The sequence below is a fragment of the Streptomyces anulatus genome (genome assembly GCF_014650675.1).
GTDB classification, from domain to species: domain Bacteria; phylum Actinomycetota; class Actinomycetes; order Streptomycetales; family Streptomycetaceae; genus Streptomyces; species Streptomyces anulatus.
Genome location: NZ_BMVK01000018.1, coordinates 1 through 15,592, shown reverse-complemented (window position 1 = coordinate 15,592; position 15,592 = coordinate 1). Strand labels below are relative to the sequence as shown.

The following is a 15,592-nucleotide window of genomic DNA, read 5'->3' as shown; positions in this document are numbered from 1 at the left end:
CACAATCGCCGCCATGCAGATCGCCGAGCACATCGCGTCGTTGTCCGAGGAAGGGCGGCTGCTCGCGGCCGCCGCCGAGCGGGCCGGAACGGGGGCGTCGGTCCCGACCTGCCCCGGCTGGCAGATACGCCATCTGCTGCGCCACACCGGCATGGTGCACCGATGGGCGGCGGCGCTCGTCGCCGAGGGTCACACCACCTACCAGCCGGCCGGTACCGAACCCGCCCTGGACGGCGCCGAACTCCTCGACTGGTTCAGCGAGGGACACCGCCATCTGGTGGGGACCCTGGAGGAAGCCCCCGCCGACCTGGACTGCTGGACCTTCATGCCGGCCCCCTCGCCCCTGGCGTTCTGGTCCCGCCGCCAGCTCCACGAGACGACCGTGCACCGCGTGGACGCCGAGTCCGCGCTCGGCACTCCGCCGACCCCGGTGTCCGCGGACCGGGCGGTCGACGGCATCGACGAACTCCTCATCGGGTTCCACGCCCGGCCCAAGAGCAAGGTGCGCTCGAAGAAGCCCCGGGTGCTGCGGGTACGGGCCCTGGACACGGAGGCGACCTGGACGGTCCGGATCTCCCAGGATCCGCCCCGGACCGTGCGGTCGGAGGCCGGGACCGAGCCGGGCGACGACGTCGACTGCGAGCTGAGCGGTACGGCCGAGGGTCTCTATCTCACCCTCTGGAACCGGCTGCCGCTCACGGCCGTCACCCTGCGCGGCGACCGCTCGGTGGCCCGGATCTGGACGGACAACTCCGCCGTCACCGGGTGAGCACCGACGGCCCCTGGCGGTCCGGTGCGCCCCGGCTCAGCCGAGCCAGCCGGGGCGCACCAGCCCCGATTCATAGGCGAGGACGACGAGCTGGGCCCGGTCGCGGGCCCCGAGCTTGACCATCGTGCGGCTGACGTGGGTCTTCGCGGTGAGCGGGCTGACGACCAGTCTGCGGGCGATCTCCTCGTTCGACAGACCGATGCCGACCAGTGCCATCACCTCCCGCTCCCGTTCGGTGAGCCGGGCGAGCGAGGCGGCGGCCGTCGGTTCCTTGGAGCGGGCCGCGAACTCCGCGATCAGCCGGCGCGTCACGCCCGGTGAGAGCAGCGCGTCCCCGCCGACCACCGCCCGTACCGCGCGCAGCAGTTCCTCCGGCTCGGTGTCCTTGACCAGGAAGCCCGAGGCTCCGTTGCGGAGGGCCTCGAAGACGTACTCGTCGAGTTCGAAAGTGGTGAGCATGACCACCTTCACCTCGTCCAGGTCCGGGTCGCCGGTGATCCGCCGGGTGGCGGCCAGTCCGTCCAGGCGGGGCATGCGGATGTCCATCAGCACGATGTCGGGGCGCAGTTCGCGCACCAGGCGGACCGCCTCCTCGCCGTCGGCGGCCTCCCCGGCGACCTCGATGTCCGGCTGCGCGTCCAGCAGGGCGCGGAAGCCCGCCCGTACCAGCAGTTGGTCGTCGGCGAGCGTCACGCGGATCACGGTGTCTCCTCGGGGGGCTCCGGCGGGTTCCGGCGGGGTCGGTCGCGGTCCGGTGCGGTGAACGGCAGTTCCGCCAGGACCCGGAAGCCGCCGTCCGGGCGGGGTCCCGCCTCGATCGTGCCACCGAGGGCGGCGGCCCGCTCCCGCATGCCGACCAGTCCGTTGCCGCCGCCGCCCGCGTCGCCGCCGGTGGCCGGTCCCGCGTCGTCGATACGGAGCCGGACCCGCCCGGAGCCGTAGCCGATGCGCACCTCGGCGGTACGGGAGCCGGAGTGCCGGACGACGTTGGTCAGGGCCTCCTGGACGATGCGGAAGGCGGCGAGACCGGCGCCGGGCGGGACGGCGGCCGGATCGCCCTCGCTCTCCACGGTGACGGTGAGCCCGGCGGACCCCGCCTGTTCGACCAGTTCGGGCAGCCGGTCGAGGCCGGGGGCCGGGGACGTGGGGGCGTCGCCCGGTGTACGGAGGTTGGCGAGCACCTGACGTACCTCGTCGAGCGCCTCCTTGCTGGCCCCCTTGATCGTGGTGAGGGCGGACCGGGCCTGTTCCGGGTCGGAGTCGAGCAGCGCGAGTCCGACCCCGGCCTGCACGTTGATGACGGAGATGCTGTGGGCCAGCACGTCGTGGAGTTCGCGGGCCATGCGCAGCCGTTCCTCATCGGCCCGTCGCCGCTCCGCCGCCTCGCGCTCCGCACGGGCGGCCGCCCACTGCTCGCGGCGCACCCGCAGCAGTTCGGCGGCGGCCACGACGGCCACGACCCACGCGGTGATGAAGCCCTCCTGCGTCCAGGGCGCGGCCCGGTCGCCGTCCGGCGGCAGCCATCGGTACAGCCAGTGGGAGACCAGGACATGCCCGGCCCACAGCCCGCCCAGCGACCACCAGGCGGCCTTCCGGTGCCCGGCGACGATCGCGCTGAAGCAGCCGACGGCGACGGCGACGAACACCGGGCCGTACGGATAGCCCGCCGCGAGATAGACCAGGGTCACCGCGCAGGTGGTGGCCACGGCGATCACGGGGCGGCGATGACGGAAGAGCAGCACGCCGACCGCGACGAACAGCAGCAGCCGCGCGGCCGGGTCCAGGGGCCGGCGGTCCTGCCCGTGCTCGGCGAATCCCGAGCCGACCATGACGAACACCAGGAGGACGGCCGTCGACACCCAGGGCAGCCCGGCGGCGGTCCGCGAACGCGCGCCGGACAGCCACGCCGGCGGGCCACCCCGCCGGCCCGGCCGTCCGGGATGTCGGGGGCCCGGGAAACCGCAGGGGTGACCGCCGCCCCGGAGCGGCGGTTGCTGTTCGTCCATGGCGGCCACGCTAGACGGCGGACGGGCACGGAGGCGTCCGCCGTGCGTGGTGATCACCCGTACTCCGTGGGGAGTACGGCGCCGGGGAAGGGCGGCCCTACGGCTCGACCGCGCGCAGGCCCACCGAGCGGGCCAGCTCACCGGCGGCCTGCCGGAACAGCGGCTCGCGCGCCTCGACGACCCGGTTGAACTGGCCGAACAGCTCGAAGGAGATCAGGCCGAACAGCTGGGCCCAGGCGGCGACCAGGGCCGCCACGGCGGCCGGAGGCACGCCCGGGGCGAACTCGGCGGCCATCCGCTCCGCGTCGGAAACCAGCTCCGGGGCGAGGGCGGGCACGGCGAGGTCCTCGGCCCGGAACGCGGCACGGACGATGTCGATGAAGACCAGGCCCACCCGGGACGCGGGCCCCACCGTGTCCATCGGGGCGATGTAGCCGGGTACGGGCGAACCGTAGATGAGGGCGTACTCATGGGGGTGGGCGAGCCCCCACTCCCGTACGGCACAGGCCACCGCGATCCAGCGTTCGGCGGGCGGGAGCACCCCCGCCCGCTCCCCCGCCGCCCGTTCCGCGACCGCGCCGATCGCGTCGAACGCGTCGACGATCAGCGCGGTGAGCAGGTCGTCGCGACTGGGGAAGTAGCGGTAGAGCGCGGAGGAGACCATGCCCAGCTCCCGGGCCACGGCCCGCAGCGAGAGCTTCGCAGCGCCCTCCTCCGCGAGCTGCTTCCTGGCCTCGTCCTTGATGGCCGCGGTCACTTCGATGCGGGCGCGTTCCCTGGCCCCTCGGATGGTGCTCATGCGATCAGTCTGCCACGCATGGGGAGCACCGACCAATAACGAGAGCAGTGCTCTTGCTTTGACGCCTCGGTCCGTGCACACTGATCTCAAGCGAGAGCACCGCTCTCTCAATAGTGCGGGAGTCACCATGTCGCAGCAGTCGTACTACCTCCGGGCGAGCGCCTCCGCCGCCCGCCTCAACAAGATCGTCGGATGGCTGGCCCGGCACGGAATCAGCCTGATGGGCTCCGCCGAGCTGTCGGTGCGCGGGCGCAGGAGCGGGCAGCTCCAGCGCATCCCGGTCAACACGCACGCCTTCGAGGGCGAGCGGTACATCGTCTCGGCCCGGGGCCACTCGCAGTGGGTGCGCAACATGCGCGTCGCGGGCGGCGGAGAGCTGAGGCTGGGGCGCAAGGTCAGCCGCTTCACCGCCGTGGAGATCGCCGACGACGCGCAGAAGGCCCGGATCATCCGGGCCTACCTGGAGCGGTGGGGCTGGGAGGTCAACCAGTACTTCCAGGGGATCACGGCGAAGTCCACCGACGCCGAACTGCTGGCGGCCTGCCCGGACCACCCGGTCTTCCGCATCACGGTCGAGGGCTGACCCGCGTACGACGTCGGGGCGCCGCCGCCCCGGCCGGGCGGAACGGCACCCCGAAAGGCACGGTCGTGAGGGGTCCTCAGCGGTCCATCGCGGACAGCGCCCGCTGCGCCAGCGGATGCGTACGGACCAGCTCGGCCAGCGACGTCGTCCCCCGGGTGATCCCGGCGAACGCCTTCCATGCCGGGCGGAAGCCGGTCAGCACCGCGTGCAGCACCCCCGGGCGGCGTTCGAACAGCTTGAGCATGCGCCGGCCGACACCCATCTCCACGCCGAGACCGGCCTTGATGGCGAAGGCGTAGTTGAGGGCCTGACGACGGGCGTCCACCGCGTCGTGGGACTCGGCGATCCTGACCGCCCACTCCCCCGCGAGCCGGCCCGAGCGCAGCGCGAAGGAGATGCCCTCGCGGGTCCACGGCTCCAGCAGCCCGGCCGCGTCCCCGCAGACCACGACCCGGCCGCGGGAGAGCGGCGAGTCGTCGCTGCGGCAGCGGGTGAGGTGGCCCGAGGAGACGGCCGGCTCGAACCCGGCGAGGCCGAGGCGGGCGATGAAGTCCTCCAGATACCGCTTGGTGCCCGCGCCGTCGCCGCGCGCCGAGATGACGCCCACGGTGAGGGTGTCGCCCTTGGGGAACACCCAGCCGTAACTGCCCGGCATCGGGCCCCAGTCGATGAGCACCCGGCCCGCCCAGTCCTCCGCGACGGTGGCCGGGACCGGGATCTCCGCCTCCAGGCCGAGGTCGACCTGATCGAGCTTCACCCCGACATGGGCTCCTATCCGGCCCGCGCTGCCGTCCGCGCCGACGACCGCCCGCGCGAGCACCGTCTCGCCACCGGCCAGCACCACGGCGACCGTCCGCCGGTCGGGCACGGCGGGACCGTGCTGCTCGACCCGCACCACCGATGCCCCGGTGCGCAGGTCGGCCCCGGCCTTCTGCGCCTCCTCGACCAGACCGGCGTCGAACTCCGGGCGGTTGATGAGCCCGAAGAGCATGCGACGGGAGCGACGGGTGCGCGACAGCTTGCCGTTGAGCGAGAAGGTGACCGCGTGGATGCGGTCCTTCAGGGGCAGTTCGAACCCCGGCGGCAGGGAGTCCCGCGAGAATCCGATGATTCCCCCGCCGCAGGTCTTGTAGCGCGGCAGTTCCGCTTTCTCCAGCAGCAGGACTCTCCGGCCCGCCACGGCTGCCGCGTACGCCGCCGATGCGCCGGCCGGTCCGGCGCCGACCACGACGACATCCCACACGGACGACTCTTCCGGCTCACGTCCGGCGTCTGCGTTCTCGCTGCTCACGATGTGCTTCTGCTCCTGATCCGACCAGTGGCCCCAAGCTGCTCACGGCATCCTACGGCGCGTTCCGGCCAAGCCCTCCTGTGGGAGGATCGGCCATGATTTCGTCGTACATGCGTCGCCTCACCGACGGCGTCGCACACGGACGCGTACATACCGCGCCCTACCCATAACGTCGCACCCATGAGGAGCGTGCCCATGACCGCCCGTCCGATTCCCGAGACCGTCGCCTCGCTGTTGCCCCGCGCCCGGGAGGAACTGGCCGAGCTGGTGGCGTTCCAGTCGGTGGCGGACCCGGCGGTGTTCCCGAGGAGCGAGTGCGAGGGCGCGGCGAACTGGGTCGCCGACGCGCTGCGCGCCGAGGAGTTCACGGACGTCGCCCTGCTGGACACCCCCGACGGGACGCAGTCCGTCTACGGGTTCCTGCCCGGTCCGGCCGACGCGCCGACCGTACTGCTCTACGCGCACTACGACGTGCAGCCGCCGCTGGACGAGTCGGCGTGGATCTCCCCGCCGTTCGAGCTCACCGAGCGCGACGGCCGCTGGTTCGGCCGGGGCGCGGCCGACTGCAAGGGCGGGTTCATCATGCACCTGCTCGCGCTGCGCGCCCTCAAGGCGAACGGCGGCGTACCGGTCTCGGTGAAGGTGATCGCCGAGGGCTCCGAGGAGCAGGGCACCGGCGGTCTGGAGCGGTACGCGGAGGCGCACCCGGAGCTGCTCGCGGCCGACACCATCGTCATCGGCGACACCGGGAACTTCCGGGTCGGGCTGCCGACGGTCACGGCGACGCTGCGCGGGATGACGATGCTGCGCGTGCAGTTGGACACCCTCGAAGGGAACCTCCACTCGGGGCAGTTCGGCGGCGCGGCCCCGGACGCGCTGGCCGCGATGATCCAGCTGCTGGCCTCGCTGCGCGCCGAGGACGGGACGACCACGGTCGACGGTCTGACGGGCGACGCCGACTGGGACGGGATCCAGTACCCGGAGGCGGAGTTCCGGCAGGACGCCAAGGTGCTGGACGGGGTGGAGCTGATCGGCACGGGCACGGTCGCGGACCGGATCTGGGCCCGTCCCGCCGTCACCGTCATCGGCATCGACTGCCCGCCGGTCGTCGGCGCGACACCGTCCGTGCAGGCGAGCGCGCGGGCGCAGATCAGCCTGCGGGTGCCGCCGGGCCAGGACGCCGCCGAGGCGACGAAGCTGCTCACCGCCCACCTGGAGTCCCGCGCCCCGTGGGGCGCGCGGGTGCGGGTGGAACAGGTGGGCCAGGGCCAGCCGTTCCGCGCGGACATGACCAGCCCGGCGTACACGGCGATGGCGGACGCGATGCGCGACGCCTACCCGGGCCAGGAGATGCAGTCCTCCGGGATGGGCGGCTCCATCCCGCTGTGCAACACGCTGGCGGGCCTCTACCCGGAGGCGGAGATCCTGCTCATCGGGCTGAGCGAGCCCGAGGCCCAGATCCACGCGGTGAACGAGAGCGTGTCGCCCGAGGAGCTGGAGCGAATGTCGGTCGCCGAGGCGCTGTTCCTGCGGAACTACGCGGAGTCGAAGAAGGTCTGACCTTCCGCGACCGCCCTTCGGGGAGGCCCGGGGCGCCCCGCTACGCCCTCGGCGAAGTCGCCCGAAGCGTAGATCCGTGCGGCGGACGTCCGCCGCTGCGTACGTTCGCCGCATGGATCTCGTCGAAGTACTCCCCCGGCTGCACATGTTCCGCTTCCGGATCGGTCAGGCCTATCTCTGGCGCGACGGGTCGGATCTGACCCTGATCGACGCGGGTGACATCGATTCGGCCGCCGCGATCGAGGACGCGATCCGCACGCTCGGCCCCGACCCGGCCGGGATCCGGCGCATCGTCATCACCCACGGCCACCGCGACCACTACGGGGCCGCGCAGGAGCTGGCGGACCGGTACGGCGCCGAGATCATCGCCCACGCACGGGACGCCCCGCTGGTACGGGGCGAGCGCCCCGTACCGGAGCCGGACCTGCTGGACTGGGAACTGCCGCTGTGGGAGCACGGGCTGACGGTCCCCGAGGCCCCGCCCACTCGGGTCGACCGCGAGGTGACCGGCGGCGAGGTGCTGCCGTTCGGGGACGGCGCTCGGGTGGTCCACGCCCCCGGTCACACAGCGGGCTCCATCGCCATCCATCTGCCGCTCCACGGCGTGCTGTTCACCGGGGACGCCGTCGCCTCCGTGGAGCGGGTGATGCTCGGCGTGTTCAACGTGGACCGCGCCGAGGCGGCGGCCACGTTCCGGCGGCTGGCCGCGCTCGCGCCCCGTACCGTCTGCGTCGGTCACGGCGACCCGCTCACCGAGAACGCGGCGGCGGCGATGGAGGCGGCGGCGAACGCGGTGTGAGGGCGCCGCTCAGCCCACCGGCACCCCCGCCTCCAGGTTGAGCACCGTCGACCGCTCGCGCGCCCGCAGGGCCCAGCGCAGCCGCTCGTACCGGGTGGGCGGCAGCATTGCCGCCGCCTCCTCCTCGGTGACGAAGCGCCACCCGCGCAGCTCGGATCCGGGCAGCAGCAGCCGGCCGGCGTCCTCGGAACGCAACAGGCCGCCGTCGAAGAGGAAGCGCAGCCCGCCGTAGCCGGGCGGGCGGGGCGACTCCCAGTCGACGAGCAGCAGGGTGGGAACCCGGTCGAGGCGGAGGCCTATCTCCTCGGCGACCTCACGGATCCCGGCCTGCGCGGGAGCCTCGCCCGCCTCCACGACCCCGCCGGGGAACTCCCACCCCGGTTTGTACGTGGGGTCGACGAGCAGCACCCGGTCCAGCTCGTCGAAGAGCAGCACCCCGGCGGCCACCGTCTCGGCGGTCGGCTCGGGGCTCTGGACGATCGGGCACGGCGCGGCGTTCCCGGTGCGCACGGCGTCCGCGATCCGCTCGGCGGTCCCACGGGGTGTGAGGGCGCTGTTGTCGATCACATGCGCGTCCTCGATGATCCAGCCGAGGGCGTCGCGGTACGGCGCGATGTGCTCGTACGCCCACCGGCGCACCCGCTCGCTCTGCTCCTCGTCGCCGGGAAACTCCTCGCGGCCCGCGATCCGGCTGCGCAGGATCGTTTCCTCAGGTGAGAGCGCCACATGCCGTACGGGAATGCGCCGGGAGGCGAGCCCTCCGAAGATCTCGTCGCGGTACTCCTGCCGCAGCAGAGTCATCGGCACCACCAGCACCCCGGGCGTCTCGGCGAGCAGCGCCGCCGCGGTGTCCACCACGAGCCGCCGCCAGATCGGCAGGTCCTGGAAGTCGGTGACCTCGGCGAGCCTCTTCTGCGGCAGCAGACTGCGCAGCCCCGCTCCGGTGATCTCCGGGTCGTACAGCGTGCTGTTCGGGATCAGATCGATCAGTTCGCCCGCGGCGCTGGTCTTGCCCGCACTGAACGCACCGTTGATCCAGACGATCACGGTTCCCCCTCTTCCGTAGCCCCCTGTGGCTTGCCCGCAACACCCTGCCGCGGAAACCCCGCGGCGGCGACGGCGTTGACCGGATGCGGCCGTCCGGTGCGCGAAGCGTGGCCCAGGGGGCGCCCGGCCTGACGAACCGGGCGCTCCCTGGAAGCTGTCGACGACAGGGTCGAGAGGGTGTTGCGAAACCCGTCCTAGCGGAGCGCGATGGCCGCCGCCGCTGCCCCGACCAGACCCGCGTCGGTGCCCATCACGGCGGGCGCCACGGTCAGCCGCCGGAGGTAGGAGAGCGTGGCGTAGTCGCGCAGGCTGCGGCGCAGCGGCACGAAGAGCACGTCGCCGGCCCCGGCCACTCCTCCGCCCACCACCGCGATGTCGAGGTCCGCCAGGGTGGCGGTGGCGGCGATACCCGCTGCCAGCGCCTGGGCGGCACGCTCGTAGGAGGCGATGGCGACCGGGTCCCCGGCGCGGGCGGCGACGGCCACCGCGGCGGCCGTCGCGTCGCCGTCCGGGCCGGGCCGCCAGCCGTTCTCCAGCGCGCGGCGGGCGATGTTGGGACCGCTGGCGATGCCTTCGACGCAGCCGCGCGCACCGCAGGGGCACGGGTCGCCGTCCAGGTCGACGCTGATGTGGCCGATGTGGCCGGCGTTGCCCGAGGGGCCGGGCCGCAGGGTGCCGCCGAGGACCAGGCCGCCACCGACGCCCGTCGACACGACGAGGCACAGCGCGTTGTCGTAGCCCCGGGCCGCACCGAGCCAGTGCTCGGCCGCCGTCATCGCGACCCCGTCGCCGACCAGCGCGACCGACAGCCCGCCCACCGTCTTGTGCACCCGCTCGACCAGCGGGAAGTCCCGCCAGCCGGGGACGTTGACCGGGCTGACCGTACCGGCGGCGGCATCCACCGGACCGGCGCTGCCGATGCCCACGGAACCGGCGCGACCCCACAGCGGCGAGGCCATCAGCTCGCCCAGCACCTCGTCCACGGCGCCCATGACCGCCTCGGCGCCCTCCCGGGCGGGCGTCGGCCGCTGCGCCCGTACGGACAGCGATCCGTCGCCGTCCACCAGCGCTCCGGCGATCTTGGTGCCGCCGATGTCGAGCGCGGCGACGAGGTCGGTATGCATCGGTGTGGGCTCTCCGGATCGGTGAAGGGGCGGGACCTGCGGGTTCCGTCCACAGTCTGCACAGTCTCCATTCTGTTGACAACGTTGTCCAGGGCCTATGCTCGACGCCACAGCCTCCGATCACCCCCGCGACGCCCCGCCCGGCCTCGCTCGGCAGCGCCGGAGCACCGCAGCCCCGCCCGTAATCCGACGACAGGACAGCGCACGTGGACCGGACCGCCCGTCATTCCGAGACCCGCTACGGCAACCGGCCGACCATGAAGGACGTGGCGGCCCGCGCCGGAGTCGGCCTGAAGACGGTCTCCCGGGTGGTGAACAGCGAGCCCGGCGTCACGCCCGACACCGAGCGCCGCGTGCAGGAGGCGATCGACGCGCTCGGTTTCCGCCGCAACGACAGCGCCCGTGTGCTGCGCAAGGGGCGTACGGCATCCATCGGACTGGTCCTGGAGGATCTGGCGGACCCGTTCTACGGTCCGCTGAGCCGCGCGGTGGAGGAGGTCGCCCGCGCGCACGGCGCGCTGCTGATCAACGGTTCCAGTGCCGAGGATCCGGAGCGGGAGCAGGAGTTGGTGCTGGCGCTGTGCGCCCGCCGGGTGGACGGTCTGATCGTGATCCCGGCGGGCGACGACCACCGCTATCTGGAGCCGGAGATCAAGGCGGGCATCGCCACGGTCTTCGTGGACCGCCCGGCGGGCCACGTGGACGTCGACATGGTGCTCTCCGACAGCTTCGGCGGGGCCAGGGAGGGAGTGGCGCACCTCATCGCGCACGGTCACCGCAGGATCGGGTTCATCGGCGACCAGCCGCGGATCCACACGGCCACCGAGCGGCTGCGCGGCTACCACACCGCCCTGCGGGAGGCGGGCATCACCGTCGAGGACGGCTGGGTCTCCCTCGGCTCCACCGAGCCGGAGCGGGTGCGGGCCGCCGCCGAGGAGATGCTCTCCGGACCCGAGCCGGTCACCGCCCTGTTCGCGGGCAACAACCGGGTGACGGTGACGGCGGTCCGGGTGATCGCGGAGCGGGAGCGGCCGGTGGCGCTGGTCGGGTTCGACGACATCGAGCTGGCCGACCTGCTCGGCATCACCGTGATCTCGCAGGACGCGGCGGCGGTCGGCAGGACCGCCGCCGAACACCTCTTCCGCCGCCTCGACGGGGCGGACCACGCCACGGCACGGGTGGAACTGCCGACGACGCTGATCCCCCGCGGCTCGGGCGAACTGCCCCCCGCCTGAGGCCTGTCGGGCGCGGCCCGCACGAGGGCACGGGGCGGCAGGCCCCGGTGACCGGGGCCGCCGCCGCACGAGGCCGTGGGGCCGTGCGCCACGAGACCGTGGGGCCGTGCGCCGGGCGCCGCCCGTCGGAGTGCGGTCAGGCTCCGACCCCGGCGTCGGCCGGGCGGAAGTCCCGGGTCAGCAGGGCCAGCAGTTGCGCCGGGGCGTCCTCCTGCACCGTGTGGCCCGCGCCCTCGATCCAGTGCAGTTCGGAGTGCGGGATCAGCGCGTGCAACCGCTCGGCGAAGGGCGCCGGCAGGAAGCGGTCCTCGCGCCCCCAGATGATCCGGGTCGGCACCTGGACGTCCCCCAGCAGGTGCTGGAACTCATCGGTCGCGGCCTGTTCGGCCTGCCGGTACTGGCGGTAGTACGCGGCCCGGCCGCGCTCGCCGCGCCACGGATCGACATGGGCGGACAGGACGTCCGGGCGGTAGCCGGTGTACGTGGCATGGCGCAGATGACTCTCGACCAGCGCCTCGTGGGCGTAGTCGGGGAGTTGCTCGAAGAGGTGCGCGTTCTCCCTGACGAGCCGGAAGAACCCGGTGCCCCACTCCCCGCAGGCCACCGCGTCCACCAGGGTGAGGTCCGCGTACCGCGCACCGTGCAGGAGCAGTGCCCGCAGGGCCACGGCCCCGCCGATGTCGTGGGCGATCACGCGCGGGCGCTCCAGCCCCCAGTGTTCCAGGAGCCGGGTGAACACCTTCGCCTGCGCCGCCGGGCCGACGTCCTGCCCGTCGCGCTGCTCCGACTGTCCGAACCCGAGCAGGTCCCAGAGGTGGACGCGGTGATCGCGGGCGAGCGCCGGGGCGATGTCGCGCCAGATGAGCGAGGAGAACGGGGTGCCGTGCAGCAGGACCACCGGCTCCCCCTCCCCCAGCACGTCCCAGCGCACCGCCCCGTCCGGAGTCTCGAAGGTCCTGGTCAGCTTCCCGTTCATGGTGTGCCTCCTGATGCGCGGTTGGGCGGGGCGGAACCCGCCGGACCATCGACGTTACCAGCTAAGGCGCATTGTCGGTAACCTTGATAAAGTGGTGATCATGCGACGGAACCCTGCGCCCGCGGAGCTCGAACTGGTCGAGGACTTCTGCAACACGGCCACCCACCTCCACGACGAGGACGACCTCGCCCGGCCGGAGACGGCGGCCCGATGGCTCGGTGCGCACGGCTTCCCGGCGTCGGTCGATCCGGGAGGGCTGGCCTCGCTCGCGGAGGCGCGGGAGACCGTGCGGGCCTTTCTGGTCGAGCGGACCTCACCGGAGGCGGTCGACGCTCTGAATCGGCTCATCGCCTCGGTCGCGGGCGCTCCGGCCGTGCGCCCCGACGGCACGCTCACGCTGCGGCCCGCCTCCGACGGTGCGGTGGGTGAGGTGGTGCGCCCGGTGCTCGAAGCCCTCCTGGTCCACGGCCTGACCGGGCGTCACGCCGCACGCCTCAAGGCGTGCGCGGCACCGGAATGCCGCTGGGTCTTCTACGACCGGGCGCCGTCGTCGAACGGCCTCTGGTGCGACATGGACGTGTGCGGCGCCCGGCACAAGATGCGCGCCTACCGCGCCCGCGGCGGGGCGGCCGCACGCCGGGACGCCTGAGCCCTCCCCGTGAGGGCTCCGGGGCTCCGGCGGAGCCGGCGCCGACCGAACCCCGGCGGCGCCTCCAGGGGCCGTTGGGGTGGCCGCCCTGCCCGTCGGGGGCGTGGTGCCACAGGATCGGAGGGGACGGTTCCTAACGTCGGCCGCTGACGGCCCCGGGCGCGTACGGCACGCTCCTGGGGGCCGGGCGAACGATCCCGGGCTCCGGGCCGTCGCCTCCGTGGCGCCCCCCGTTCAGCCCGCCCTCGGCACCGCGGGGAACCACCTCCCCTCCCCCTCCCTCTCCCTTCCCGGGCCGGTACGGCAGCGGGCAGGGCGTCCAGAACAGGTGCGTACCTCATGAGCCATCCCGTAACAGCCCCGTCGGTGTCCGTGGATTCCGACGGGCCGGGGGCGGATGCCCCGAAGCCGGTCCGCAGGAGGCCCCGTTGGCGGCCCGCGGCGATGGCGGCGGCGCTGCTGTTGTGCGCGGCCCCGATCGCCGCCGCCGCACCCGGCACGGCGGAGGGGCGCCCGCCGGCGCACGGCGGAGCACCCCTGTACATCTCCGACTACGCCGACAACGTCGTGCTGCGGCTGCCGCCCGGCGGTGCCCCGGCCACGGTGGCGGCGAGCGGTCTGGCCCGCCCGACCGGAATGGCGCTCGACCCCTCGGGCGACCTGTACATCGCCGACACCGGCAACAACCGGGTCGTCGTGGTGCCCGGCGACGGAGGCCCGCAGACCGTCGTCCCGGCCACCGGCCTCTCCCGCCCCATCGGGCTGGCACTGAACGCGGACGGCGACCTCTACATCGCCGACAGCTTCAACGACCGGGTGGTGAAGATCCCCGCCGACGGCAGCGGTCAGGTCACCGTCCCCGCCGACGGGCTGCTCCACCCCAACGGGCTCGCCCTGGACGGCGCGGGCGACCTCTACGTGGCCGACTTCGTCAACGACCGGGTGGTGAAGGTCCCGGCGGACGGCGGCCCGCAGACGACCGTGCCCTTCACCGGGCTCTCCCAGCCGACCGGACTCGCCTTCGACCGACGGGGGGACCTGTTCGTCTCCGACAGCGGCAACGACCGGGTGCTGCGGCTGCCTGCGGACGGCGGGCCGCAGCGGGTCGTCCCGGCGACCGGGCTCAACTCCCCGTACGGCCTGGCCTTCGGCCCGGCGGGCGCGCTGTACATCGCGGACTTCAACAACGACCGGGTGGTGGAGGTGCCGGTGCGCGGCGGCCAGCGGACGGTGCCCGTCACCGGTCTGCACACCCCGGCGGGACTGGCCGTTCCGCCGGGGCGCGAGGGCTACTGACGCCCCCTTACGGAGCCGTGACCGTCAGGTCGCCCCGGCGCGGCGAGGCGAAGGCCTCCAGGTCTTCGCGGGTCAGACCGGTCAGCCGGGCCACCTCGGCGGTGTCCAGCGCGCCGCAGTCGATGCCGCGCAGCAGGTAGCCGCTGAGGGCCTTGGCGGTGGCGGGCTCGTCCATGACGTCGCCGCCGGCCTTGGCCACATAGGCGGCGAGCCGGGCGGCGGCCGGCTCCAGGCCCTCCCGGTAGAAGGCGTAGACGGCCGCGTAGCGCGTCGGCAGGTGGCCGGGGTGCATGTCCCAGCCCTGGTAGTACGCACGGGCGAGAGCGCGGCGGGTGAGGCCGTAGTGGAGCCGCCAGGCTTCGTGGACCTGGTCGGTCGGGCCGACGGGCAGGACGTTGGTCGAGCCGTCGGAGACGCGTACGCCGGTGCCGGCGGCGGCGACCTGCATGACGGCCTTGGCGTGGTCGGCGGCCGGGTGGTCGCTGGCCTGGTAGGCGGCGCTGACCCCGACGCAGGCGCTGTAGTCGAAGGTGCCGTAGTGCAGTCCGGTCGCCCGGCCCCGCGCGGCGTCGATCATGCGGGCCACGGCAGCGGTCCCGTCGGCGGCGAGGATCGACTGGCTGGTCTCGATCTGGATCTCGAAGCCGATGCGTCCGGCGTCGAGGCCGTGCGCCTTCTCGAAGGCCTCCAGGAGCTGGACGAAGGCGGTGACCTGCTCAGGGTACGTGACCTTCGGGAGGGTCAGCACGAGCCCTTCGGGCAGACCGCCGGCCGCCATCAGCCCGCTGAGGAAGACGTCCGTGGTGCGGATGCCCCGGTCACGGACGCCGGCCTCCATGCACTTCATCCGGATGCCCATGTAGGGGGCCGCGGTGCCGTTCGCGTACGCCTCCGAGACCAGCCGGGCGGCGCGGGCGGCGGCCTCGTCCTCCTCGGCGCCCGGGCGGGGGCCGTAGCCGTCCTCGAAGTCGATGCGCAGATCCTCGACGGGCTCGCGCTCCAGCTTGGCGCGTACGCGGTCGTGGACCGGGCCCGCCAACTCCTCGGGGATGCCGAGGACCGCGGCGAACGACGCGGCGTCGGGGGCGTGTTCGTCGAGGGCGGCCAGCGCCTGGTCGCCCCAGGAGCGCAGGGTGCCGGGCTCGAAGACGTCACCCGGTACGTAGACGGTGTGCACGGGCTGGCGGGTGCCGGGATCGCCCGGGTAGCGGCGGGCGAGTTCCGCGTCGACCGCCGTGAGGGAGGCACTGATCTCCTCGCTGACCGCACCGGCGAGGCTCGTTGCCACCTTCTCCTGCTGACCCATGACCATACCCTCCACGCTCTCGCTGTTTCCGCTTCCCGGAATCAACAATCCGTATAGTGAAGTTATAAGGCCGCTCGACCTGCGTCAATGGTCGCCCGGAACGGCCGCGGGCCGCGCGGTGGGGTTCACCGTGCGGCCCGGGGCGGGGGTGT

At 73.4% G+C, this 15,592-nt stretch carries 15 protein-coding genes; 7 read left to right on the top strand and 8 right to left on the bottom strand.

The window, feature by feature from the left end; genetic code table 11:
- The first annotated feature begins 13 nt into the window (after positions 1-13).
- The gene (locus IE272_RS31690; RefSeq protein WP_050357412.1) at positions 14-769 is read left to right on the top strand and encodes a maleylpyruvate isomerase family mycothiol-dependent enzyme; all 756 of its coding nucleotides are present in this window, start codon (positions 14-16) and stop codon (positions 767-769) included.
- 36 nt (positions 770-805) lie between these two features.
- On the opposite strand, the gene IE272_RS31685 is transcribed toward IE272_RS31690, so the two are convergent.
- From IE272_RS31685 to IE272_RS31675, 3 genes are all read right to left on the bottom strand, one after another.
- Positions 806-1,471, bottom strand: coding sequence for a response regulator (locus IE272_RS31685; RefSeq protein ID WP_050357413.1), 666 nt, complete (start codon positions 1,469-1,471; stop codon positions 806-808).
- A complete protein-coding gene (locus tag IE272_RS31680) occupies positions 1,468-2,775 on the bottom strand; it encodes a sensor histidine kinase (protein WP_057668096.1) in 1,308 nt (435 codons plus the stop codon). The genes IE272_RS31685 and IE272_RS31680 overlap by 4 nt, the downstream gene beginning before the upstream one ends.
- A 97-nt stretch (positions 2,776-2,872) precedes the next feature.
- Entirely contained in the window at positions 2,873-3,574 is a 702-nt protein-coding gene (locus IE272_RS31675; RefSeq protein WP_050357414.1) for a TetR/AcrR family transcriptional regulator, read from the bottom strand.
- Positions 3,575-3,701: 127 nt separating this feature from the next.
- On the opposite strand from IE272_RS31675, the gene IE272_RS31670 reads away from it, so the two are divergent.
- Positions 3,702-4,157, top strand: a complete 456-nt coding sequence (locus IE272_RS31670) for a nitroreductase family deazaflavin-dependent oxidoreductase (protein ID WP_057661219.1) — start codon at positions 3,702-3,704, stop codon at positions 4,155-4,157.
- A 76-nt stretch (positions 4,158-4,233) separates the two neighbouring features.
- Here IE272_RS31670 and IE272_RS31665 read toward each other — a convergent pair whose 3' ends face one another.
- The gene (locus IE272_RS31665; protein ID WP_007459550.1) at positions 4,234-5,448 is read right to left on the bottom strand and encodes a geranylgeranyl reductase family protein; all 1,215 of its coding nucleotides are present in this window, start codon (positions 5,446-5,448) and stop codon (positions 4,234-4,236) included.
- A gap of 195 nt (positions 5,449-5,643) precedes the next feature.
- Here IE272_RS31665 and IE272_RS31660 point away from each other — a divergent pair, with 195 nt between their 5' ends.
- Positions 5,644-7,008, top strand: a complete 1,365-nt coding sequence (locus tag IE272_RS31660) for a dipeptidase (RefSeq protein ID WP_190009209.1) — start codon at positions 5,644-5,646, stop codon at positions 7,006-7,008.
- Between the two features lie 112 nt (positions 7,009-7,120).
- Positions 7,121-7,807 (top strand): MBL fold metallo-hydrolase, encoded by a 687-nt coding sequence (locus tag IE272_RS31655; RefSeq protein WP_190009208.1) that lies wholly within the window; start codon positions 7,121-7,123, stop codon positions 7,805-7,807.
- 9 nt (positions 7,808-7,816) lie between these two features.
- Here IE272_RS31655 and IE272_RS31650 read toward each other — a convergent pair whose 3' ends face one another.
- Both IE272_RS31650 and IE272_RS31645 read right to left on the bottom strand, forming a co-directional pair.
- Positions 7,817-8,854 carry an NUDIX domain-containing protein gene (locus IE272_RS31650; protein WP_190009206.1) on the bottom strand — a complete coding sequence of 346 codons (1,038 nt, stop codon included), beginning with the start codon at positions 8,852-8,854 and terminating at the stop codon, positions 7,817-7,819.
- Positions 8,855-9,048: 194 nt separating this feature from the next.
- A complete protein-coding gene (locus tag IE272_RS31645) occupies positions 9,049-9,978 on the bottom strand; it encodes an ROK family protein (protein WP_069756573.1) in 930 nt (309 codons plus the stop codon).
- 206 nt (positions 9,979-10,184) lie between these two features.
- Here IE272_RS31645 and IE272_RS31640 point away from each other — a divergent pair, with 206 nt between their 5' ends.
- Entirely contained in the window at positions 10,185-11,213 is a 1,029-nt protein-coding gene (locus tag IE272_RS31640) for a LacI family DNA-binding transcriptional regulator (protein ID WP_098892843.1), read from the top strand.
- Positions 11,214-11,349: 136 nt separating this feature from the next.
- Here the strand turns inward: IE272_RS31640 and IE272_RS31635 are convergent, their stop codons facing one another.
- Positions 11,350-12,189 (bottom strand): alpha/beta fold hydrolase, encoded by an 840-nt coding sequence (locus IE272_RS31635; RefSeq protein ID WP_190009204.1) that lies wholly within the window; start codon positions 12,187-12,189, stop codon positions 11,350-11,352.
- A 100-nt stretch (positions 12,190-12,289) separates the two neighbouring features.
- Here IE272_RS31635 and IE272_RS31630 point away from each other — a divergent pair, with 100 nt between their 5' ends.
- The gene (locus IE272_RS31630) at positions 12,290-12,838 is read left to right on the top strand and encodes a CGNR zinc finger domain-containing protein (RefSeq protein ID WP_190009203.1); all 549 of its coding nucleotides are present in this window, start codon (positions 12,290-12,292) and stop codon (positions 12,836-12,838) included.
- A 339-nt stretch (positions 12,839-13,177) separates the two neighbouring features.
- The gene (locus IE272_RS31625; RefSeq protein WP_229897864.1) at positions 13,178-14,134 is read left to right on the top strand and encodes an NHL repeat-containing protein; all 957 of its coding nucleotides are present in this window, start codon (positions 13,178-13,180) and stop codon (positions 14,132-14,134) included.
- 7 nt (positions 14,135-14,141) lie between these two features.
- Here the strand turns inward: IE272_RS31625 and IE272_RS31620 are convergent, their stop codons facing one another.
- The gene (locus IE272_RS31620; RefSeq protein ID WP_190009201.1) at positions 14,142-15,440 is read right to left on the bottom strand and encodes a DUF6986 family protein; all 1,299 of its coding nucleotides are present in this window, start codon (positions 15,438-15,440) and stop codon (positions 14,142-14,144) included.
- Positions 15,441-15,592: the final 152 nt, after the last annotated feature.

Bases quoted from the DNA above. Each gene is read 5' to 3' on its own strand.
- IE272_RS31660 (WP_190009209.1), top strand. From the start codon at position 5,644: ATGACCGCCCGTCCGATTCCCGAGACCGTCGCCTCGCTGTTGCCCCGC.
- IE272_RS31680 (WP_057668096.1), bottom strand. From the start codon at position 2,775: ATGGACGAACAGCAACCGCCGCTCCGGGGCGGCGGTCACCCCTGCGGT.
- IE272_RS31625 (WP_229897864.1), top strand. From the start codon at position 13,178: ATGAGCCATCCCGTAACAGCCCCGTCGGTGTCCGTGGATTCCGACGGG.
- IE272_RS31645 (WP_069756573.1), bottom strand. From the start codon at position 9,978: ATGCATACCGACCTCGTCGCCGCGCTCGACATCGGCGGCACCAAGATC.
- IE272_RS31620 (WP_190009201.1), bottom strand. From the start codon at position 15,440: ATGGGTCAGCAGGAGAAGGTGGCAACGAGCCTCGCCGGTGCGGTCAGC.
- IE272_RS31630 (WP_190009203.1), top strand. From the start codon at position 12,290: ATGCGACGGAACCCTGCGCCCGCGGAGCTCGAACTGGTCGAGGACTTC.
- IE272_RS31655 (WP_190009208.1), top strand. From the start codon at position 7,121: ATGGATCTCGTCGAAGTACTCCCCCGGCTGCACATGTTCCGCTTCCGG.
- IE272_RS31690 (WP_050357412.1), top strand. From the start codon at position 14: ATGCAGATCGCCGAGCACATCGCGTCGTTGTCCGAGGAAGGGCGGCTG.
- IE272_RS31670 (WP_057661219.1), top strand. From the start codon at position 3,702: ATGTCGCAGCAGTCGTACTACCTCCGGGCGAGCGCCTCCGCCGCCCGC.
- IE272_RS31675 (WP_050357414.1), bottom strand. From the start codon at position 3,574: ATGAGCACCATCCGAGGGGCCAGGGAACGCGCCCGCATCGAAGTGACC.
- IE272_RS31635 (WP_190009204.1), bottom strand. From the start codon at position 12,189: ATGAACGGGAAGCTGACCAGGACCTTCGAGACTCCGGACGGGGCGGTG.